The organism is Acinetobacter sp. SCLZS86 (assembly GCF_021560715.1).
Taxonomy (GTDB): Bacteria; Pseudomonadota; Gammaproteobacteria; order Pseudomonadales; family Moraxellaceae; genus Acinetobacter; species Acinetobacter towneri_A.
Genome location: NZ_CP090864.1, coordinates 853474 through 876135, shown reverse-complemented (window position 1 = coordinate 876135; position 22662 = coordinate 853474). Strand labels below are relative to the sequence as shown.

The 22662-nt window shown below is 41.5% G+C and carries 22 protein-coding genes and 1 tRNA gene; 12 read left to right on the top strand and 11 right to left on the bottom strand.

The genetic code is table 11. The features are described from left to right. Window positions 1-66 precede the first annotated feature (66 nt). Complete coding sequence (locus LZP46_RS04060) at window positions 67-1839, bottom strand: alkaline phosphatase D family protein (protein ID WP_236094753.1); 1773 nt, start codon at window positions 1837-1839, stop codon at window positions 67-69. Window positions 1840-2048: 209 nt separating this feature from the next. On the opposite strand from LZP46_RS04060, the gene LZP46_RS04055 reads away from it, so the two are divergent. Together LZP46_RS04055 and LZP46_RS04050 are read left to right on the top strand one after the other, a co-directional pair. Then, window positions 2049-2134 (top strand) — tRNA-Leu (locus LZP46_RS04055). Between the two features lie 118 nt (window positions 2135-2252). Further along, window positions 2253-2678 carry a hypothetical protein gene (locus LZP46_RS04050; RefSeq protein ID WP_236094752.1) on the top strand — a complete coding sequence of 142 codons (426 nt, stop codon included), beginning with the start codon at window positions 2253-2255 and terminating at the stop codon, window positions 2676-2678. Between the two features lie 24 nt (window positions 2679-2702). Here the strand turns inward: LZP46_RS04050 and LZP46_RS04045 are convergent, their stop codons facing one another. From LZP46_RS04045 to rlmE, 4 genes are all read right to left on the bottom strand, one after another. Continuing rightward, window positions 2703-3017, bottom strand: a complete 315-nt coding sequence (locus LZP46_RS04045; protein WP_019836758.1) for a DUF5713 family protein — start codon at window positions 3015-3017, stop codon at window positions 2703-2705. A 90-nt stretch (window positions 3018-3107) separates the two neighbouring features. Further along, complete coding sequence (gene folP, locus LZP46_RS04040) at window positions 3108-3962, bottom strand: dihydropteroate synthase (RefSeq protein WP_104853160.1); 855 nt, start codon at window positions 3960-3962, stop codon at window positions 3108-3110. 174 nt (window positions 3963-4136) lie between these two features. After that, on the bottom strand, window positions 4137-6026 hold the full coding sequence (ftsH, locus tag LZP46_RS04035) for an ATP-dependent zinc metalloprotease FtsH (protein ID WP_004972155.1): 1890 nt from the start codon (window positions 6024-6026) through the stop codon (window positions 4137-4139). Between the two features lie 136 nt (window positions 6027-6162). Continuing rightward, a complete protein-coding gene (rlmE, locus tag LZP46_RS04030) occupies window positions 6163-6813 on the bottom strand; it encodes a 23S rRNA (uridine(2552)-2'-O)-methyltransferase RlmE (protein ID WP_104853158.1) in 651 nt (216 codons plus the stop codon). Between the two features lie 297 nt (window positions 6814-7110). On the opposite strand from rlmE, the gene yhbY reads away from it, so the two are divergent. Together yhbY and LZP46_RS04020 are read left to right on the top strand one after the other, a co-directional pair. After that, on the top strand, window positions 7111-7434 hold the full coding sequence (gene yhbY, locus LZP46_RS04025; protein ID WP_236094751.1) for a ribosome assembly RNA-binding protein YhbY: 324 nt from the start codon (window positions 7111-7113) through the stop codon (window positions 7432-7434). A 6-nt stretch (window positions 7435-7440) separates the two neighbouring features. Further along, complete coding sequence (locus LZP46_RS04020; protein ID WP_236094750.1) at window positions 7441-7980, top strand: DOMON-like domain-containing protein; 540 nt, start codon at window positions 7441-7443, stop codon at window positions 7978-7980. A 123-nt stretch (window positions 7981-8103) separates the two neighbouring features. On the opposite strand, the gene LZP46_RS04015 is transcribed toward LZP46_RS04020, so the two are convergent. After that, window positions 8104-8586, bottom strand: a complete 483-nt coding sequence (locus tag LZP46_RS04015) for a hypothetical protein (protein WP_236094749.1) — start codon at window positions 8584-8586, stop codon at window positions 8104-8106. 323 nt (window positions 8587-8909) lie between these two features. On the opposite strand from LZP46_RS04015, the gene carA reads away from it, so the two are divergent. The 6 genes from carA to LZP46_RS03985 all read left to right on the top strand — a co-directional run bounded on the left by carA (window position 8910) and on the right by LZP46_RS03985 (window position 15581). After that, a complete protein-coding gene (gene carA / locus LZP46_RS04010) occupies window positions 8910-10049 on the top strand; it encodes a glutamine-hydrolyzing carbamoyl-phosphate synthase small subunit (protein ID WP_236094748.1) in 1140 nt (379 codons plus the stop codon). A 15-nt stretch (window positions 10050-10064) separates the two neighbouring features. Further along, window positions 10065-13295: a carbamoyl-phosphate synthase large subunit gene (gene carB / locus LZP46_RS04005; protein ID WP_019836765.1), complete on the top strand. Its 3231-nt coding sequence runs from the start codon at window positions 10065-10067 to the stop codon at window positions 13293-13295. A gap of 82 nt (window positions 13296-13377) precedes the next feature. Further along, window positions 13378-13854: a transcription elongation factor GreA gene (gene greA, locus LZP46_RS04000; protein ID WP_236094747.1), complete on the top strand. Its 477-nt coding sequence runs from the start codon at window positions 13378-13380 to the stop codon at window positions 13852-13854. Between the two features lie 110 nt (window positions 13855-13964). Further along, the gene (locus tag LZP46_RS03995; RefSeq protein ID WP_236094746.1) at window positions 13965-14177 is read left to right on the top strand and encodes a hypothetical protein; all 213 of its coding nucleotides are present in this window, start codon (window positions 13965-13967) and stop codon (window positions 14175-14177) included. Window positions 14178-14312: 135 nt separating this feature from the next. Next, window positions 14313-14951: a CatB-related O-acetyltransferase gene (locus LZP46_RS03990; protein ID WP_236094745.1), complete on the top strand. Its 639-nt coding sequence runs from the start codon at window positions 14313-14315 to the stop codon at window positions 14949-14951. Window positions 14952-15140: 189 nt separating this feature from the next. Beyond that, a complete protein-coding gene (locus tag LZP46_RS03985) occupies window positions 15141-15581 on the top strand; it encodes a universal stress protein (protein ID WP_236094744.1) in 441 nt (146 codons plus the stop codon). A gap of 158 nt (window positions 15582-15739) precedes the next feature. Here the strand turns inward: LZP46_RS03985 and LZP46_RS03980 are convergent, their stop codons facing one another. From LZP46_RS03980 to LZP46_RS03970, 3 genes are all read right to left on the bottom strand, one after another. Then, the gene (locus tag LZP46_RS03980) at window positions 15740-16075 is read right to left on the bottom strand and encodes an MGMT family protein (RefSeq protein ID WP_236094743.1); all 336 of its coding nucleotides are present in this window, start codon (window positions 16073-16075) and stop codon (window positions 15740-15742) included. 84 nt (window positions 16076-16159) lie between these two features. Further along, on the bottom strand, window positions 16160-17065 hold the full coding sequence (ypfJ, locus tag LZP46_RS03975; protein WP_236094742.1) for a KPN_02809 family neutral zinc metallopeptidase: 906 nt from the start codon (window positions 17063-17065) through the stop codon (window positions 16160-16162). A 34-nt stretch (window positions 17066-17099) separates the two neighbouring features. Then, entirely contained in the window at window positions 17100-18026 is a 927-nt protein-coding gene (locus LZP46_RS03970) for a DUF808 domain-containing protein (protein WP_236094741.1), read from the bottom strand. 191 nt (window positions 18027-18217) lie between these two features. On the opposite strand from LZP46_RS03970, the gene trpS reads away from it, so the two are divergent. Together trpS and pgaB are read left to right on the top strand one after the other, a co-directional pair. Continuing rightward, a complete protein-coding gene (gene trpS, locus LZP46_RS03965) occupies window positions 18218-19231 on the top strand; it encodes a tryptophan--tRNA ligase (protein ID WP_236094740.1) in 1014 nt (337 codons plus the stop codon). Window positions 19232-19647: 416 nt separating this feature from the next. Next, window positions 19648-20904, top strand: coding sequence for a poly-beta-1,6-N-acetyl-D-glucosamine N-deacetylase PgaB (gene pgaB, locus LZP46_RS03960; protein WP_236094739.1), 1257 nt, complete (start codon window positions 19648-19650; stop codon window positions 20902-20904). Here the strand turns inward: pgaB and pgaD are convergent. Continuing rightward, window positions 20864-21397 carry a poly-beta-1,6-N-acetyl-D-glucosamine biosynthesis protein PgaD gene (gene pgaD, locus LZP46_RS03955; protein WP_236094738.1) on the bottom strand — a complete coding sequence of 178 codons (534 nt, stop codon included), beginning with the start codon at window positions 21395-21397 and terminating at the stop codon, window positions 20864-20866. The two genes, pgaB and pgaD, sit on opposite strands and share 41 nt — an antisense overlap. Next, a complete protein-coding gene (gene pgaC / locus LZP46_RS03950) occupies window positions 21390-22658 on the bottom strand; it encodes a poly-beta-1,6-N-acetyl-D-glucosamine synthase (protein WP_236094737.1) in 1269 nt (422 codons plus the stop codon). The genes pgaD and pgaC overlap by 8 nt, the downstream gene beginning before the upstream one ends. Window positions 22659-22662: the final 4 nt, after the last annotated feature.

Genomic DNA, 22662 nt, shown 5'->3' with positions numbered 1-22662 from the left:
CTCCGCTTAATCATCAAAAAAAACCGAGCAACTTAGACTCGGTTTTCTGTAAATATCAGACTGATTTTAAGCAGTTTTAGCGACATCAATGATTGGTTTTAAGTCTACACCATACTTCTGTTGATGACCACGCGTATCATCGAGTTTGTATTCACGTGCCTTCACCGTATCTACAAACTTCCAATCGGCAACGACTTGCGCATGATCAAAAGTCACTGTTAAATAACCGCGCTGATTTAGGTTGCAATAATCCAGCTCATCAATCAGTTCTTGAAAGGCATATTCCAACGCTGCCATTTCGTCTGCAGGCACATTTAAGTAATACTCAATGCCTGGCGATGATACCGAACTGGTCGCAAACTCCACCCCAACCTCATGATTGGTTTCATGTGCATGCAAGCTTGCAGCCCAAGCATTATGAGTATCACCTGCCAACACCACTGCTTTTTTCCCGAGCTGCTGCAATGTCCCATACACAACTTCACGATCGTAAGCATAACCATCCCAAGCATCAAGGTTATAAGGTGCAACCGCATTCGAACGTGCCTTCTCTTCTGGTGTCAAAGTTGGATCATTCGCTTTTAAACGCATTTTTAGCGTGACCAATTCCGTAATTTTCTGCTTCATTTCTGCAAGTGTTTCAGGTCGTTGATCACCATTGGTAATTTGCGCTAAAGGCAATAACAGTTCTTGTGGAATCAGCATTTTCGCCATCAACACTTGTTGACCCAAAACATTCCAAGTAGCCTGAGACTGCCCCAACTGCTTTTGCAACCATTCGCGTTGAACGACACCCATCAATGTGCGTTGATCACTAAATAAATCCGCCTGAAATTTGGCAGCATCAATACCTTCTGCCGTCATATAATTGGCATAATCTAATTGCTTATGACGCGCCAAAATGCGCGTATCTAGCATAATCAGATTCACCAAACCGCCAAAATCAAACTGGCGATAAATATTTAAATGATCATTTGCTGCGACTGGACGAATTGGCATCCATTCAAAATAAGCCTGTAATGCTGCAATTTTACGTTCTATAAAACTACCTTCGCCTTCTTGATGATTATCTGCGCCCGCCTCCCAAGTATCATTACTGAGTTCATGGTCATCCCAAATGACAATAAATGGATAGCGTTGGTGTGCAGTCTGCAAATCGGCATCGGTGCGATATAAAGCATAGCGTTTACGATAATCATCTAACTTGATAATTTCTTTATCATTGTCTGCTGCAAAGGTACGTCCTAACTGTTGTGCATCATCAGTTGCGTATCCACCTTGTCCATATTCATAAATGTAATCCCCCAAGTGAATAATCACATCCAGATTGCTTTCCTGTGCCATTTCTTTATAGACATGGAAATATCCTGCGGGATAGTTCGAGCAAGAGCAAACTGCAAATTTCACCTGATCGCTGCGTTGTGGCAAGGTTTTGGTCTGTCCTACAGCTGAAACTGTATTGCCAAAGCGGAAACGGTAATAATATTCCGTCCCTGCCTGCAAACGATCTGCGTCCACTTTCACTGTAAAATCTTGCGCTGCGTTGGTTTGTACTTTGCCAGTATTTACCAATTGCTTAAACGCCTCATCGCTGGCAATTTCCCAAACCACTTCAATGCATGCTGCCATGTCACTTGGCGTTACACGTGTCCATAAAATCACACGATCATGCAGCGGATCACCACTGGCGACACCATGCAAAAACTGCACTTTTAATGCATTTCCTGCTGTAGATTCATTATCATCTCCACATGCAGTTAATGCCACTGGCAATGACAATGCCCCAAAACCAGCCAAACTTTTTTGAATCAACTCGCGGCGAGTTAAGCGAATGTTCATGAATATTCCTTTTATTTTTCTTGAGCGCTCAACATAGAAATTTATGATTTCGCTTTGATCTCAAATTCATGAAATATTGATGACAAACAACAGAAATATGCTTCAAACCGAACTTTTTTCAAGCTAATAATTTGAATTGATTGAAAAGAACGCAATTGTAAATAAATTTACTTGCCAAGTTTTATTTCGTCCTCTATTATTGCGCACATGCCCGAGTGGTGAAATCGGTAGACACAGGGGATTTAAAATCCCCCGCCCTCAAAGCGTGCCAGTTCGAGTCTGGCCTCGGGCACCATTTAATGAATCAAATCATTCAAATGGTGCAAATAAAGAACTCCAGCATTACGCTGGTTTTTTTATGCCTAAAAAATATAATATTGAAAACAATAATATTTATGTGCCGATGATTTGAAATGTTTCTACAACGCTTTATCTTCTGTTTCAAGTGGATGACCTGTTTATGCTGCTTGCTCAGTTTTGCAAGCCATGCACAAAATCCCAGCCTTGAGTCAGCAACCGAGTCCGTAAGCCCAATTGAAACTGATGCAGAATTTTATGATGTTTTTGCGGGAACAGTGCAATATAAAAACCAAGAGTTACAACTACGTCGTTGCAGCTTAGGCAACGATTTATATTTATTAGATTTCCAAAATCCTGAAGAAGCAAAGCAACTCAAAACTTTGCTGCAACAAAATACAAAGTTTTGGGTGAATTTAATTGCACAGCCGAATGAACATAATGGGCTATATACGTTGAATGTTCGGGAAATTGCAGAACTACATACACAACAAAGTTGCCATTTGAATGATGTTTTGGATGATTTGTTAAATCATCTATAAGTGAAAGCTGAAAGAGAGTGTCTATCACCACTCTCTCGTTGCAATCAACTCTTCCATTTCAATCTCAAAATAGCCTTGCTCTTGCAGCACCATCATCATCGCCTCAGCAATATAATCTGCTGCGGTATCATCCAAATCTGAATCTAGATCTTCAAATTGTGGTTTCATTTTATTGATGGCTTGCACGGTCTGGTCAGCAAAATGATAAATATCCGTTTCAGATAAATTGGATTTAGACACATGTTTTGCAAACTGTTGAATCAGTTGTTTTAACTCAGCAACCAAAATATCAGGATAAAACTCATCATCAAACATAGGGAGAAGTAAATCTGCAAACATACAGGCACTCAAAAATACAGAGATTCAAGCGTGCCTATATAGCATAAGCAGGGCTTTAATTCTAGCTTCACCCAAATCTACAAACAGCGATTAATTTGCCAACTGCATTGCTTGCCAAACTTTAATGGCATCAGACATGGCTTTCACATCATGCGCACGCACCATACAAGCACCTTGCTGAATACTGAGTAAATGAGCCGCTACTGAACCGACTGCACGCTGTGTTGGCTCTGCCCCACCTAAAGCTTCACCAATAAAACTTTTACGAGACAATGCCGATAAAATGGGATACCCCATACCATTGAGTTGATGCAACTCATTTAACAATTTCAGATTCTGCTGTGCATTTTTAGGTAAACCAAAACCCGGATCAATCATGATATTTTCAGGCTTAACCCCTACCGCCAAAGCATCGGCGACACGCTGCTGCAATTCTGCAATTACATCTATAGTGACATCATCATATTGATCTAAATTGTTCATGGTGGTCGGTTCACCACGCATGTGCATAATAATCACGGGGATATTTAACTCAGCGGCTGTTTGCAACGCATTTGGACGGGTCAGTGCACGTACATCATTCCAGATGTGCGCCCCTGCAGCTACGGCAGCACGAATCACTTCAGGCTGTGACGTATCAATCGAAAGTACCACATCATAAGCAGATAAGGCTTCTACCACAGGCACGACACGACGAATTTCTTCTTCCACACTCACAGGACTGGCTCCCGGACGTGTAGACTCACCGCCAATATCAATCACGGTTGCACCTTCGGCCATCATTTCCAAAGCGCGTGCTACAGCCGCATCTTTTTCGTTATGTCGCCCACCATCACTAAATGAGTCTGGCGTCACATTTAGAATTCCCATCACATGCGGTTGAGATAAATCTAAACTTAAACGTCCACATTGCAATACGCGCTTGGGTAATGGCATCAGCTGCATGCTGGTCTTCCTTTCAATTTGAAAAGCTTATTTTAACAAGGGTAATTTTGAAGATGTTGAATTCTTTTCAGTGCGCTTCAACATTACCAATATTCCTGTTGCAACGGCGCATAAACCACACGAATAAAAAAAGAGCCTTTATACAAAGACTCTTTTTAACATTATGTGAACTGATTAGCTCGCTGGTAATGGTGGCGGTGTGCTTGGACCATCGGTTGGTGTTACATCAATCACAGGATTGTCTGCAATATACACCTTCGGTGGCTGTGGCTCACGACCTTCCATAATGTCACGGATTTGGTCACGATCAATGGTTTCCCATTCCAACAATGCTTTTACCATTGCGTGGGCAATGTCTTGGTTATTTTCCAAAATATCGCGGGCAACTTTATATTGCTCATCAATAATACGACGAACTTCAGCATCCACTTGTTGCTGGGTGGCTTCAGAAATGGTACGGCTGCCTAAACTACCCATGAATGATTGTTGTGTATCGTCTTCATAGACCATTACGCCTAACTTGTCAGACATACCGTATTTGGTCACCATCGCACGTGCTAATTTAGTCGCACGCTCAAAGTCATTCGATGCACCTGTCGACATTTGATTAATAAAGACTTCTTCTGCAATACGACCACCAAACAAGATAGACAAGTCGTTCAGCATTTTGTCTTTATAATGGCTAGTTTGGTCATGTTCAGGCAATTGCCATGTCACACCCAATGCCCAGCCACGCGGCATAATCGTTACTTTATGCACAGGGTCTGTACCCGGCAGCATTTCAGCAACAATCGCATGACCTGCTTCATGATAAGCCGTTGCACGACGTTCTTCTTCACGCAGCACCATCGACTTACGTTCAGGGCCCATATACAACTTATCTTTAGCATCTTCAAAGTCGTGCATATCCACCGTATTTTTATTACGACGGGCAGCAAACAATGCAGCTTCATTCACAAGGTTTGCCAATTGCGCACCAGAGAAGCCTGGTGTACCACGTGCCAAGACTTTGACATCTACACCTGTAACTGAAGGCAGTTTTTTCAAGTGAACATTCAGAATTTGCTCACGACCTTTAATGTCTGGCAAGCCAACCATTACTTGACGGTCAAAACGACCTGGGCGCAATAAAGCTTTATCTAGTACATCAGCACGGTTTGTCGCAGCGATGACAATAATGCCTTCATTGCCTTCAAAACCGTCCATTTCAACAAGCATTTGGTTAAGTGTTTGCTCACGTTCATCGTGACCACCACCTGTACCTGAACCACGGTGACGACCCACTGCATCAATCTCATCAATAAAGATGATACATGGTGCATGGCGTTTAGCTTGCTCAAACATATCACGGACACGAGAAGCACCTACACCCACGAACATTTCAACGAAGTCAGAACCAGAAATGCTAAAGAATGGTACTTTGGCTTCGCCTGCAATGGCTTTCGCCAATAAGGTTTTACCTGTACCCGGTGGACCCACCATCAACACACCTTTAGGAATAGTTGCACCTAAACGCTTGAATTTAGCAGGGTCTTTTAAGAAATCTACAATTTCAACTACTTCTTGTTTTGCTTCGTCACAACCTGCAACATCGGCAAATGTGACTTTAATTTGGTCTTCAGACAACATTTTGGCTTTAGATTTACCAAAGCTCATCGGGCCGTTTTTACCACCTGCACCGCCACCCATGTTGCGCATAAAGAACATGAATAACAAAATGATTAAAAGTACAGGGAAACTTGCGATCAATAGTTGCATTAACAAACCTTGACGTTGAGGTGCAGTACCTTCAACAACAACGTTGTTTTTAATCAGATTCGGCATCAGTTCAGGGTCTTGAACTGCTGGACGAATGCTTTCAAAGGACGAGCCGTTGACTTTTTCGCCACTAATTCTTTCGCCATCAATTGTGACTTGCTTAATTTGACCAGCATTCACCGCTGTAACGAACTCTGAATAGTTCATTGCAGTTGGCTTTTCACTGTTATTGATGTTGCTGAAAATTAGAATCAGCACACCAAGTATAATCAGCCACAATACGGCATTCTTGAAGAGATCGCTCAAAGCTTTATTCCCATATCAATCTAATTTGATCATGCCCGTTACTGGGTGACCTTTCATTCAAAAAGCTGAAGATCAGCTAGACAATTCATTAAAAACGTACAAAATGCACAATTTTTAACGGCTTGGCAAGTAAACTTTATTTAGACGCTTTTTTACGTCCTTGTCCAATAAGGAATACTTCTTTGGAACGCGCGCGTGAAGCAGCGGGTTTTGCTGTCTTTAACACATCAAAACCGTCCACGACCTGTTTACGAAATTCGTCAAATCCCGAACCTTGGAACACTTTGACCACAAACTGACCATTAGGTCCCAATACACGGTTGGCAAAATCGAGAGCCAACTCACATAAGTAAATTTGACGCGGTTGATCTACAGCTTTATTACCTGATGTATTGGGGGCCATATCGGAAATTACAACGTCTACCGTGCGTCCGTTTAAAATATTTAACAATTTTTCGAACACTTCTTCTTCGCGGAAGTCACCTTGTAAAAAGGTCACATCTGGTAATGCGTCCATTTCCAAAATATCGGAAGCGATCACCAAACCTTTGTCGCCGACAAGTTTCCCTGCGATTTGCGACCAACTACCTGGTGCTGCACCTAAGTCCACCACCGTCATGCCCGGTTTGATCAGTTTATATTTTTCTTGAATCTCAAGTAGTTTGTATGCAGCACGTGCACGATACCCTTCTTTTTGCGCTCTTTTCACAAAGGGATCATCTAGGTGCTCTCTCATCCACGCACGACTACTTTTGGATAACTTTTGGTTGGTAATGCGTGTTGCCATAACTCTCTTAGTAACGAATAGCCATCTAAATTGCGATTGTACGTGAAAATTAGCAAGCTTGCAGTAGACATCTGTATCTAAATGCCAACAACTGACAAGTTTTTTCTATTAAATCCATCGCTTATTTCTGTACTGTGGCATAAAAAACCACACTCATCACAGATAGATAAAGCTAAGCAAATGTTCAATTTTGATATTTTTGCACTGCTGCACGTTCGCGGATTATTTGCATAGAATTTACAGCGTTTCAAATTGGCTTTTGTTATACTAGGCCGTTTTTAAAATTAGGTTATCTTTATGGCGGCTCTCTCTATTCAGGAACGCAAGCGTTTACGTCAAATTGGTCATGCACTTAACCCCGTAGTGATGGTTGGCGGTCAAGGTTTGACTGAAAATGTAATTGAAGAAACCAACCGTGCTTTAAATGATCACGAATTAATTAAAGTCAAAATTGGTGGTGAAGACCGTGAAGTACGTGCAGCTGTAATTACTGAAATTGCTGCAGCAACAGGTTCTGAAGTGGTACAAACCATTGGTAAAATTGCTTTGCTTTATAAAAAAGCGGTAAAACAAAATGCCAAGTTGTCAAATTTAGTTCGTCACGCGCATTTGTCTAATTAAGCTTATATGGCAAGTTACGAACTCAGCGCCTTTGACCGTCAGTTTCAAGCGATTTCTTTGGTCGGTGCAATTGAGCAACAAAGTCAGTTTAGCTTAAATGTAGGTTATTGGCTGCGTGATCCAAATCAGTGGGTCGAATGGCCTGCATTGGTGGCTTCACATCCACGTCAGGACTTTTTGTGGGAACAGACCTGCTTTGAAATTTTCATTGGCGTTCAGGGCGAAGATTTTTATCGTGAAATCAATCTCTCCCCTTCTCAAGCTTGGCAAGCCTATGCCTTTGAAGAATATCGTTATCCTGAGCAAATGCCACCTGTAGCCGCGTATGATATAGAGTTAAATCAGCTAAAACGTACACATTACGGTTTAAATGTCAGTTTGGATTTAACCGAATTTATGCTGAAACATAAACTGAAATGGACAGATTTGTTTATTGGGCTGACGGCTGTGCTCAAAACCAGTCAAGGTGAACAGTTTTATGCCATGCAACACAGCAGCCCTGCCGCCGATTTTCACAATAAGCGCGATTGGCTACATCAGTTCTAACTGTGATTAATAGTAGTTTAGATAGAAACAACTTGTTTTTGTTTTGAGCAAGAAATTTAAATAAAAAAGTGAGGTGCATGACCTCACTTTTTTATGGCAGAATCAGCAACAGTTTAAACTGGATTATGCTTGATCAGCTTCATCTTTCGTTTCAGTTTTTGATGGATTTACTTTTTTCCACGCTTCTAATGTGTGCTCTTTAGAACGCTTAAAAGTTTCAGCCAATTGGTCTTTATGTTTCACTGAAATGCTGCTGACATCTTCTTTCAACTCTTTACCAAGTTTAGAAAGATCTTCAATGATTGCGCTAAATTCAGTTTTTACAAAATCTTTTAATTCACCCAAATCTTTAGGTGAACTGCCAAATTGTGCTTTTAAAGCTTCAATTTTTTGCAACACATCTTGCTTTAACTGACCCAATTGCTCTTGCACGCTAGCATTGAGTTGTTTCGCTTCGGCTTGAAGTTTTTCTTGCGTTTCCGCAACCACATCAAGCACCTGCTCTTTGGCATCATGCGTTACTTTTTCAAGCTTTTCAGCGCCTTCACTTACTGCTTTGATTGCACTGTTTTGTGGTTCAGTGGCTGATTTATCTTGTTCAGTCATTCGCTTTTACCCAAGGTCGTTGTTGTTTATAAATTAAGCATAAGGCAATTTAGACTAAAATGGGTTTTGAATTGTCTAACAATCGTATATTGCTTACATTTGGACTACACGTTAGAACATAATCCTAGCAAAAAAAGCAAGTCTTTTATCTTACATATTCGTCAGTTTCACAATGGACTTTTGGCGAGTTCATGCGTATAATGCAATGTTAAGTTCAAGCGAGCAGACATAGGAGGGTAGGTTTAAATATTGACCTTCCTTTTTTTTCGTCTACTCGCTTTTTTACAGCCCTATTTTTGTGGTTTTAGTTCAGGAGCTTTGGTTTGAGCACCCCCGCCATTTTAGCCCTCGCCGACGGTACAATCTTTAAAGGTACGTCTATCGGTGCGACGGGAAGCACGACTGGTGAAGTCGTTTTTAACACTGCCATGACTGGCTATCAAGAAATTTTGACCGACCCGAGTTATGCACAACAACTTGTGACTTTAACTTACCCACATATTGGGAACACTGGTTGCAATGATGAAGATGTTGAGTCAGGTCGAATTCATAAAGTATGGGCAAACGGTTTAATTATCCGTGATTTGCCTTTATTACACAGTAACTTCCGTTCTACTCAATCTTTAGGCGAATACTTACAACAACACAATGTTGTTGCAATTGCCGATATTGACACCCGTAAATTGACCCGTATTTTACGTGCCAAAGGTGCGCAAAACGGTTGTATTCTTGCTGGTGAAAATATCACTGAAGAAGAAGCAATTGCAAAAGCACGTGCATTTGGCGGCTTAAACGGCTTAGATCTTGCAAAAGTATGCTGCGACCCTGAAGGTTTTGAATGGACTGAAGGTTCATGGGAACTTGGGAATGGCTTTACTCAACCTGAACTTAAATATCATGTGGTTGCATACGATTACGGTGTCAAAACCAACATCCTGCGTATGCTGGCAGACCGCGGTTGTAAATTAACCGTTGTTCCTGCACAAACCCCTGCTGAACAAGTCCTTGCGTTAAACCCAGATGGCATTTTCTTGTCAAATGGCCCTGGCGACCCTGCTGCATGTGACTACGCAATTGAAGCTGTAAAAACAATTGTAGAAACCACGAATACTCCTGTATTTGGTATCTGTTTAGGTCACCAAATTCTTGCACTTGCATCAGGTGCAAAAACAATGAAAATGCCGAACGGACACCACGGCGCAAACCATCCTGTACAGAACTTAGAAACTGGTACAGTGATGATTACTTCTCAGAACCACGGTTTCGCGGTAGATGAAAACACCTTACCAAGCAATGTACGTTCAACGCATCGCTCATTGTTCGATGGCACAAACCAAGGTATTCATCGTACAGACAAGCCTGCATTTAGCTTCCAAGGTCACCCAGAAGCAAGTCCAGGTCCACATGACTGCGCACTCTTGTTCGATCATTTCATCGAGCTTATTGAAGCCGCTAAGAAGTAATTAAGGAGCGAAATAATGCCTAAACGTACGGATATTAAAAGCATCTTAATTATTGGTGCTGGTCCTATTGTTATTGGTCAGGCTTGTGAGTTTGACTATTCTGGTGCTCAAGCATGTAAAGCACTGCGTGAAGAAGGTTACCGCGTTATTTTGGTAAACTCGAACCCTGCGACCATCATGACTGACCCTGCAATGGCAGATGCAACTTATATCGAGCCAATCACTTGGCAGACTGTTGCAGCAATAATTGAAAAAGAACGTCCAGATGCAGTACTTCCGACCATGGGCGGTCAAACTGCGTTGAACTGCGCGCTTGCATTAGATGCCAACGGTATTTTAGCCAAATACAATGTTGAATTAATTGGTGCAACCAAAGACGCGATTGAAAAAGCCGAAGACCGTAAATTGTTTGATGAAGCAATGCGCAAAATTGGTCTTGAGTGTCCAAAAGCTGCGATTGCTGAGTCTATGGAAGAAGCCCTTGAGATTCAATCTCGCTTTGGCTTCCCTGTGATTATTCGTCCATCATTCACTATGGGTGGTTCTGGTGGCGGTATCGCATACAACAAAGAAGAATTCCTTGAAATCTGTGAACGCGGTTTCGATCTTTCTCCAACTAAACAGTTATTGATTGATGAATCACTCATTGGTTGGAAAGAATACGAGATGGAAGTTGTGCGTGACAAAAACGACAACTGTATCATTGTATGTTCAATTGAAAACTTTGACCCAATGGGCGTGCACACAGGTGACTCAATTACCGTTGCTCCTGCGCAAACCTTAACGGATAAAGAATACCAATTGATGCGTAATGCATCTTTAGCGGTACTTCGTGAAATTGGTGTAGAAACAGGTGGTTCTAACGTTCAGTTCGGTATTTGCCCGAATACTGGCCGTATGGTTGTGATTGAGATGAACCCGCGTGTATCTCGTTCATCTGCACTTGCATCTAAAGCTACTGGTTTCCCTATTGCAAAAGTTGCAGCAAAACTGGCTGTAGGCTACACCCTTGATGAATTGAAAAATGACATCACAGGTGGCACAACACCTGCATCATTTGAACCATCAATTGACTACGTTGTCACTAAAGTTCCACGTTTTAACTTTGAAAAGTTCCCGCAAGCTGACGCGACTTTAACCACACAGATGAAATCTGTAGGTGAAGTCATGGCAATTGGTCGTAATTTCCAAGAGTCTGTAAACAAAGCCCTTCGTGGTTTAGAAACTGGTGCATGTGGTTTTGACGAAAAAATTGAAGTGGGTGCTGAAGGCGCACGCGACAAAATTTTAGTTGAATTAAAAGTTCCAGGCCCTGAGCGTATTTGGTACGTGGCTGACGCATTCCGTCATGGCTTTAGCTTGGACGAAGTTTTTGAAGCGACCAAAATTGACCGTTGGTTCTTAATTCAAATTCAAGACATCGTTAACACTGAAAATGAAATCAAAACTTTAGGTTTTGGTGATCTAAACGCTGACAACATCCGTTCGTTCAAACGTAAAGGTTTATCTGACTTGCGTATTGCGAATTTGATGGGAATTTCACAAAAGCAATTCCGTAAACACCGTTGGAACTTGGGCGTAACCCCAGTTTACAAACGTGTGGATACCTGTGCTGCAGAGTTTGAATCTGACACAGCATATATGTATTCAACTTACGATGAAGAGTGTGAATCAAATCCTTCAGCGAAAGACAAGATCATGGTAATTGGCGGTGGTCCAAACCGTATTGGTCAAGGTATCGAATTCGATTACTGCTGTGTACACGCTGCGCTTGCAATGCGTGAAGATGGTTATGAAACCATCATGGTGAACTGTAACCCTGAAACAGTATCTACCGATTATGACACTTCAGACCGTTTGTACTTTGAACCAATTACTTTGGAAGATGTGCTTGAAATCGTTCGTACGGAAAAGCCAAAAGGCATTATTGTGCAGTACGGTGGTCAAACTCCATTGAAATTGGCACGTGCTTTAGAAGAAGCAGGTGCGCCAATTATTGGTACATCACCAGATGCAATTGACCGCGCAGAAGACCGTGAGCGTTTCCAGCAAATGATTCAACGTCTGCAATTGCGTCAGCCAAACAACAGCATTGTTAAATCTGCTGAAGAAGGTATCGCAGAAGCAGCGAAAGTGGGTTATCCGCTGGTTGTTCGTCCATCTTATGTATTGGGTGGTCGTGCAATGGAAATTGTGTATAACGAAGAAGAATTGAAACGTTACCTGCGTGATGCAGTTCAAGCTTCTAACGATGCACCTGTACTGTTAGACCGTTTCTTGGATGATGCGATTGAAGTTGACGTAGACTGCGTATCTGACGGTAAAGATGTGGTGATTGGCGGTATTATGCAGCACATCGAACAAGCGGGTATTCACTCTGGTGACTCAGCATGTTCAATTCCACCTTACTCATTGTCAGATGAAGTACAGGACGAAATGCGTCGTCAAACTGTTGCCATGGCAAAAGAGTTGGGCGTTATTGGTCTAATGAACGTACAGTTTGCAGTGAAAGGCAATGACGTTTATATCTTAGAAGTGAACCCACGTGCATCACGTACTGTTCCGTTCGTTTCTAAGTGTATTGGCGAATCATTGGCTAAAGTTGCAGCACGTTGTATGGCGGGTCAATCTTTAGAAGCTCAAGGCTTTACTAAAGAAATTATTCCGCAACACTTCTCTGTGAAAGAAGCTGTGTTTCCATTCAACAAGTTCCCTGGTGTAGACCCAGTGCTTGGGCCTGAGATGAAATCTACAGGTGAAGTCATGGGCGTGGGCAAAACTTTTGGTGAAGCATTCTATAAAGCTGTGCTAGGCTCGAATGATCGCTTACCAGGAATCCCAACTGAAGGCGAAGTGAAACATGCATTCTTGTCTGTACGTGAGTCAGATAAACCGCATGTAGCGCGTATTGCAAAACAATTGGCTGATTTTGGCTTCAAACTTGTTGCAACAGGTGGTACGCACAAAGTCATCACCGATGCAGGTATTGAGTGTGAACGTGTGAATAAAGTGACTGAAGGTCGCCCACACATTGTAGACCGCTTGAAAAATGGTGAGATTCACCTCATCATCAATACTTCTGAAGGCAAACAAGCGCAGCAGGATTCATTCTCAATCCGTCGTTCTGCATTGCAAGGTAAAGTGTATTACACCACGACCTTGAATGGTGCAGATGCTGTATGCCAAGCCTTAGCGATTAAATTACCAATGGATGTATATCGCCTACAAGATCTTACTGTAGGTTAATATATTTATGAAAAGTCCCGTCACCTTTCGGGTGGCGGGCTTTTTTTCATTTATAGACTTCAATTTTTTAAAGAGGGACAACATGCAACGTTATCCTATGACGCCTGAAGGTAAACAGGCTTTAGAGCAGGAATTACAACAACTTAAATCGGTTGAACGTCCACGTATTATTGCAGCGATTGCTGAAGCGCGTGAACATGGCGACTTAAAAGAAAATGCCGAATATCATGCTGCGCGTGAGCAGCAAGGTTTCTGTGAAGGCCGCATTCAGGACATCGAAGGTAAACTGGGTGCTTGCCAGGTGATTGATGTTAAAGAGCTTGAACAAAACGGTCGTGTAGTTTTTGGCGTCACTGTGACTATTGAAAATCTGGACACTGAAGAGCAAAAAACTTACAAAATTGTAGGTGATGACGAAGCTGATTTTAAAATCAATAAAATTTCAGTGAACTCACCAATTGCACGCGGATTGTTGGGTAAAAATGAAGGCGATGAAGCCAAGATTGTGACTCCACAAGGCGAAGTGGAATACGAAATTGTGAGTGTAGAATATCTTTAAGAATCAAAGATAACTGCACACGATGCCCCTCTTTGAGGGGTTTTTTATTGACTATAAATCACAATGAATGATGCATAGATTATACTGCGAAAAAAATTTAGGAAAATAAGATGGAAAATCGCATCATTCATGCATTTGTTTATGCGCTTTCTGGGGCTGTGTTAGGACTTATTTTGATTCCAGTCTGGGGACTCTTCATCAATACACAAACCGGTCCCGTCAGTATCGTATTGGCATCATCACTCTTTTTTGCTATTTGGGGATTCTTTTTTCCAAACAGTGTTAAAAATGTTTTTATGTATGTGTGGAATTTTTTAAGATAGATACTTTAAGCTTTCAAATCACTAAAGTGTAGTGGTCAACTAATATTTTGAACATTCCCTCTCCTTCTAGGAAAGGGCTAGGGAGAGGTTCAAAATTTCAGATATAATCCCCTCATCTCTCCACACGAAAAAACCATGTCAGAAGCGCTGATTAATTCCCCTGTTAAACACTGGTGTGAATTTGAGTTTATCTCCAAAACTGTAAAAAACCCCAATATCCATATCAAAGGTAATTACTCGTATTATTCGGCTTATTGGGATCAGGGCTTCGAGCGTTGTGTAGTGCGCTATTTACATGACAAACCCGCCACAGCAGAAAAACCTATTGATCAATTACATATTGGCAATTTTGTCTGCTTTGGTGCGGAATGTGTGATTATGATGGGAGGCAATCAATTGCATCGCAGTGATTGGATTTCTGCTTTTCCATTTGACACCCGTAGTTTTGTAGCTGCAGGTGATACCACAATTGGGGATGGATGCTGGATTGGTAGTCGTGCCATGATTATGCAAGGCGTTGAACTAGGTGAAGGTGCAATTGTGGCGACAGGTGCAGTGGTCACACAAGATGTACCGCCTTATGCCATCGTGGCAGGTGTGCCCGCCAAAGTCATCAAATACCGTTTTAGTGAAGTAGAGATTGCTCAACTTTTGGCGTTAAAACTGTATGATTTTGATGAAAAATATTTACTGAAAATCCGCGAACAATTGCAGAGTGATGATGTCAATCAACTGATCGATTTTTTGAAAAACACACAAACAAAAATTGATTAAAACTTTAGTTGAATTGAAAGCACAGCTTCATAATTTCATGCTAAATTATGGTGAAATAAGGACTTACAGCACTCAATTATCTTTATGAAATTACTGGGTTTTATTCTATATAAATTCAGCGTAAGATAAGACAGCACTCAGAGCGAATATTTTATTAAAGTATTGAAATTACAATAAGGAGAAACACTCATGGCTTACCAAAACATCCTCGTACCAGTGGACGGTTCTGAAACTTCTTTTGCTGCTGTTGCAAAGGCTGTTGAACTTGCAAAAGCATTTGGTAGTAAAATCACTGTGGTACAAGTACTTACACTTGACCCGTATATTGCTGCAGAATACATTACTGCAAACCAAACCAATGACTTGATTGAACGCGCGCGTGCTTCTATCGTGAAAACTTTAGAAGAAGCAAAGCAAAAATTCACTGAACAAGGTGTTGAAGCTGAAACTAAACTACTTGAAGGTCAAGTGATTGCACGCGAAATTACCAACGCTGCGAAAGAGTTAAATGCTGACCTTATTGTGATTGGTTCACATGGTCGTACTGGCTTGAAAAAATTATTCTTAGGTAGTGTTGCGCAAAGCATCCTAAGCGAAGGCACTACACCTGTATTGGTTGTACGTCAATAAGATTGCGTGTTCCTCATTTCTACGGAAGCGAGGAACTTTCCCCCCTCTCATTTAAATTTCTTTGTTTGTTCTAAAATTTTTATTTGCAGCACTCTATTCAGCAAATTTTCTCAGTATCATCACATCTCAATATTAAACGCTCGATTTATCAGCTCAGTTTAATTCTGCCATTGGTATTGTTTTAAATTCACCTTCTCTGCAATAACCAAAATCCCTTCTGCCTGCAATTTTAAAATTTGTATATTTTCTCCTTGGGCATTCAGCTTGCTTAGGCTAATTTCTCCTTGCACATTAATCACCCGATGCCACGGCACTGTATGTTCTGCCGATAAATGCTTAAGGACATAACCGACCAAACGTGCATGTTTGGGCAGGCCCGCTAGACGTGCCACTTGCACATAGGTCGCAACCTGACCTGCTGGAATCAAACACACCACGTTCAAAATCATGTGAGCTAATTCATCACTCGGTTTATGGCTTAAAGTTTTTTGCATCTACCCACTCGCGTTGATTTAGCCGATAAAAAAGGAGCGACTGACAGCACTCCTTTTGTTTGTAAAACTTGATTTTTGAGTCAGTTAAATTGCGGCATTGAATGTATCACAATCATTAATCAAGCCTGATTTTAAGCCAGTCTGGAACCATTGTACGCGCTGAGCACTGGTGCCATGGGTAAAGCTATCAGGTACGACTTGCCCACGTGCACGTTTTTGCAAATAATCATCGCCAATTTTATGTGCTGCATCCATCGCTTCTTCAATATCGCCTTGTTCAAGGAATTGAGTACGCTGGTGGTTATGATGCGCCCACACCCCCGATAAACAGTCCGCTTGCAGTTCCTGACGCACCGAAAGCTGATTGCCCTGCACTTCACTAACTTGCTGACGTGCTTTATGCACTTGCTCTGAAATTCCTAAAATGGTCTGAATATGATGCCCAACTTCATGTGCCACCACGTAGGCTTGGGCAAAATCACCTGCCTGATCATCTCGGCTTAATTCAGTCTGATTTTGCTCACCACCAATACCCATTTGCTGACGCATGGCTTGGAAGAATGAAGTATCAATATATACTTTTTGATCGGCTGGACAATAAAACGGCCCCATTGCCGATTGTGCCGTACCACAGCCAGAATTAACCACACCTGTAAATAACACCAGTTTAGGCGGCACATATTGGCTATCTAGCTGCTGCTGAAACACTTGTGACCATGTATCTTCCGTATCGGCCAAAACAGTACCCACAAACTCAATTGCCTCTTGTTGTTCAGGACTTGGATTATCTAGACCTTTGGTTTCAGCACTTTGTGCATGCGAGGTGACTTGCTTGGTCGCTTGATAAGCAGATTGAGGATCGATGCCAAAAAATTTCCACGCAACAAAGGCGACCACCAAGCCCAAGATACTGATACCGCCCGCTTTTGCTCCACCGCCACCACGGCGGTCCTCTACATTTGTGCTAACTCGACGACCTTTCCAACGCATTATTCTTATCCTTCTCTTAAACTCTGATAATAGATTAAGCCGATTTAGACTTTGACCACACTTTTTGAACAAGTGCGACCACAATCACCACCAAGATGCCTGCCAAAATACCCACGACAAGGTTCATCAACATTGGCGTGACTGAACCTACAATGCTGCCCATAGTTGGGATGTCTTGAACATACTCTACTGTATCTTCTGTGAAATGGTGCACAAATGGAATAGCATGATTGATAATTCCCCCACCAACCAAGAACATCGCTGCAGTGCCCACTACAGATAATGTCTTCATTAATATTGGGGCGAATGCCAATAAGCCACGACCAATACGTTGTTTAAAATTGGCAGCTTGTTCAGTGAGGTATAAACCAATGTCATCAATTTTGACAATTAACGCAACGAACCCATAGACACCCACCGTCATGGCAATCGCAATTAAACTTAATACTGTCACTTTGGTTAGAAAGCCTGCCGCAGCCACAGTCCCCAATGAAATCACCACAATTTCAGCCGATAGAATAAAGTCAGTACGCACTGCACCTTTAATTTTTTCATTTTCATAAGCCGCAAGGTCTTGCTCAGTCTGAATCAATTCTAATTGCGCTTCTGCGGCAGTTTTTGCTTTTTTGTGCTGTAAGGTGTGCATGATTTTTTCCACACCTTCGTAGCTTAAGAACAACCCACCAATAACCAATAATGGATTAATCAACCATGCAGCAACCACGCTAATGAGCAGTGCCAACGGCACTAAAATCAATTTATTAACAAAAGAGCCTTTAGCCACACGCCATACCACAGCTAACTCACGCTCTGCACGTACACCACTGACTTGCTGCGCATTCAACGCCAAATCATCGCCCAAAACCCCTGCGGTTTTTTTTGCAGCCATTTTGCTCATAACTGCCACATCATCTAAAACGGTTGCAATGTCATCTAATAAAAGTAATAAGCTGCTCGCCATTGCGTTGTTATCCTTATGCGATTTTCTATCTATTTTAAAACTGTACGCAAATAAACTCTGTATTTACTTCATTAATTTTTTAAACGAATTCAATTCAATCTGTTTAAGAAAGTGACATTGAAAATTGTTATGCCTTACAATGTAGCAATTCATCGGTACAGAGATGTCGTAGATACGACTTGGAATAAAAAATGAGTAATCAAGATAATCGTCCTGTGATTTTGACAGGCGATCGTCCAACTGGACAATTACATTTAGGTCACTTTGTGGGTTCTTTACGTTCACGTGTAGGTTTACAAGACTCACATCATCAACATCTGTTACTTGCCGATGCTCAAGCCCTGACCGATAATGCCGATAACTTTGAAAAAGTACGTCGTAATATTATTGAGGTAGCAACCGATTATTTAGCGGTGGGCATTGATCCAACAAAAACTACCATTTGCGTGCAATCTTGCCTACCAGCGTTAAACGAACTCACCATGTTGTATTTAAACTTCGTGACTGTGGCACGTTTGGAGCGAAATCCAACCATTAAATCTGAAATTCAGATGCGTGGTTTTGAACGTGATATTCCTGCAGGTTTCCTGTGTTACCCTGTGGCGCAAGCAGCTGACATTACTGCGTTTAAAGCAACAGTTGTCCCTGTGGGTGAAGACCAAATTCCAATGATAGAGCAGACCAATGAAATTGTGCGTCGTGTGAATCGTCAAATTGGTCATGATTTGTTGCCTGAATGTCAGGCGCTGTTGTCAAATGTTGGGCGTTTGCCTGGTTTTGATGGTAAAGCCAAAATGTCAAAATCACTGGGCAATACCATTGTATTAGATGCCACAGACAAAGACATTAAAAAAACCGTCAATGCGATGTACACCGATCCGAATCACCTGCGCATTGAAGATCCAGGTCAGGTTGAAGGCAACGTGGTATTTACTTATTTAGATGCTTTTGATAGCAACAAAGAAGAACTTGAAGAACTGAAAGCGCATTATCGTCGTGGTGGATTGGGTGATGGCACGGTGAAAAAGCGTTTAGAAGGCATTTTAAAAGAATTGATTGGCCCGATCCGTGAACGTCGTATCGAACTTGCCAAAGATCCTGATTACATTATGGATATTTTGAAAACAGGTACCGATAAATGCCGCGATATTACACAGCAAACTTTAGATGAAGTGAAAGCTGGCTTAGGTGTATTCCGCTTCTAAGCATTTTGTAGATACAAATATTTTAAAGTCTTTTATTCACATGAATAAGAGACTTTATATTTGAGTGAAAAATCAACATAGGATGACTCGATTCACAAAAAACACTTATTACTTACGTGATTTAACATGACGTAACCTGAATACTGCGGAATAGTATTTATTCTCAGTTTAGTATACTTACATGCTTTAGGAGTAATCCTAATTTCATAACATTTCTCCGTTATCGAAGCTGTGAAAGCAGATTCGTTTTTCATACGCAATGATCACCCCAATCATTGCGTATTTTTTTATTTGAATCAGCTGTTTATAAAGCTTGTTCAACCATAAAAATAATTTCCCTAGATGCAAAAAACTACTTGAACTATCCGCTATTGTGATTAGAGTAAATCTATTCTGTGCTGCTTGATGAATGTCTTATGTCTGTATTTCCAAAAAAATTTAGCCAAGCCTTGAACCGAGTATGTCAAATTGGACTATTCAGCCTAACCCTGCCTATGGCGGTACATGCACAAAGCTTACCCGTGATTACTCAACATCCTATTGAAAATGTCCTAAAAAACTTGGAACAACCCGCTACACAACAGACTCAACAAAAAGCAAAACAGATTAAGCCTATTGCGCAAATGCGGATTATGCATATTGATTTAGATTATGTTTTCGATACAGACAAAGCCCAGCAACAACGTAATATTCAAGCCTTGATTCAACGCATTCAAAACATTCGACCAAATACGATTTTTTTACAGGCCTTTGCCGACCCAGATGCCAACGGCTCTGCAGATCAGGTGTATTTCGAAAACCGTTATGTGCCTGTGCGTGACAACTTATTTCCACAGCTACTGCAGCAAATTCGTCAAAACACACAAGTGCAGCACGTCTATGCATGGCTGCCTGTTTTGGCGTGGGAATTGCCGAAAAATCAGCAATTCAATTATGTACAACATCGTCAAGGCGGGCAAAAAGGTTATATTCGCCTCTCACCTTTTGAGCAGAAAAACCTAGAAATTATTGTGGATATTTACCGTGATTTCATTCAACACAATCCTGTCGATGGTGTGTTATACCATGATGATGTGACCTTGTCAGATTATGAAGATTCTTCGGCTTTGGCACGTAAATATTATCAGCAATGGGGGTTTTCACATCGTATTATTAAAGACCTCAGACATCCCAAACAGGCACGCTTAGCCAAATATAAAACTGCTTATTTAGATCAATTGGCAGCAGGTATTACTCAAGTACTCAAACAATACCAACCCAATTTATTGGTGGCGCGCAATATGTATGCACCCGTGGTCACGCAACCCCAAAGTGAACAATGGTTTGCACAGTCCATGCCAAGTACCTATCGTTATTATGACTACAATGCCATCATGGCCATGCCCTATATGGAACAAGCCAAAGATCACAAAAAATTCTATTTAGATTTAATTCGACATGCAAAAAAATACGACCCAAATTTGGATCGTACTATTTTTGAATTACAAACGGTGAATTGGCGCAATCAGCAAAAAATATCCACCGAAGAGTTACAACATACCATTCAACTTTTAGAGCAACATGGTGTGAAACATATTGGTTATTATCCTGATGACTTTGTTGCACAGCATCCACAAGTCAAACCCATGCAGCTTAGTTTTCAGCTTGAGGCTGAACCTGATTCAGCCCAGTAGCGACAGACGCTACTGGCAAAGTTTGGTTGATGGCGTACTGTTGCAAAACACCGTCTTCATCATAATGCAGTGTGATATTTTTAGCTTGCTTCATGCTCTCTACATCGGCCACAGGCAAGTTAAAACTTTCTGCCATTTGCTCCACACCTACAGGTACGGGTGCATGACGGCGCTCTTTATTCCGAAAACGAATCCAGTTGTAGCTTGCCCAGACCAGTAAAAACAGAATAAAAATATCGATGGCTAAAGCCATGTGCAATAAACTGATTGGTCCATCGGGGCCATTGCCAATAATCAAATGATGATAGACGGTATAGCCTTCATACCACCACAACAACAACGTGATCAGTGGTAAAAACAACCAAATCCACACCAACCAGCCCAAGAAAAACAAACCATAGCCCGCACTTTTATTGCGTACATATTTTGGTTCATCGATATACTGCGGAATTTCGAGCTGAGATTCATCCTGAATCATTTCATATTTAGGCATGTTCATCTTCTCCTCTAAAACCACGGTCTGGGCTGACCCAACGCGCACGTTTATTCTTTTTCAGAATGGTTTTAGGCAATGCCACCACTGTCGTCAGCATCATTAAAATCCAGAAAAATAATGGATACCAAATGACCCAAAAGTGGGTTCTGAATGTACGGCTTTTATCGTATTGATGGTCAATACAGAGGCTGACAAAGAACTGAATCAAACAAGTCAGACCCAAAACTACACCATACCACTGTGGAAAAATAGTCTGGATGTACCATTCTGTTGGTACAGGAAAAAATAAGCCATACAGATATAACAGGAATATCCCGAAAATTACGTATGCCCAAGTAATACTGATTATGGCTTCAATCGCAATCGGCCACATACGGCGCAAACGCCATTTAAACATCTTACGCACATAGGCAAACAGGACTTCTACCCCACCTTGCGACCAGCGCAGACGCTGCTTCCACAAACCTTTAAAGGTTTCGGGCATATAGATGTAGCACAAAGCTTTCGGCACGTATTGCAAATCCCAGTGGTCAAACTGCAAACGCCAAGATACATCAATATCTTCAGTGATCATGTCATCGCGCCAATAGCCAATGCGGTCTAAAGCGGTTTTACGAAAACCTGCGATCACGCCCGACACAGTAAAAATACGTCCATAGGTACGTTGAGCACGTTTAATTAGACCAATAATTGATGAAAACTCACCAACTTGTAACTTACCTAAAATACTAGAACGGTTAATAATACGTGGATTTCCTGTCACAGCCCCCACACGCGGATAACTGGTCAATTGGTGCATCATCCAGAATACTGCATGCGGATGCAGTAAGGCATCACTATCAATACACACCAAAAACTCATATTGGCTGACCATCGTTCCTGCCCGCAAGGCATAGGCTTTGCCCTGATTTTCAGCCAAATGGACTACACGAAGTTTTGGATATTGTGCTGCCAGTTCATCTAAAATTTCGGCTGTTCTATCGCTACTGCCATCATTGACTGCAATCACTTCAAATAGTGGATATTGCGTCTGCATGGCGTAACGAATAGTCGCACGGACTTGTTCTTCTTCATTAAAACAAGGAATAATGATACTACAGCCTTCCTGACTAGGTTCAGGCAAATCATTTTGACGATATTCGCGCTTAAAATAAAACCAGATTCCGCCTGCAATCCATAACCACGCCATAAACAGCGGATAGAAAAATGCAAAGCCAAAATATAAATCACTCAGATCAAATTGTGCAAAGTTCATCATAATA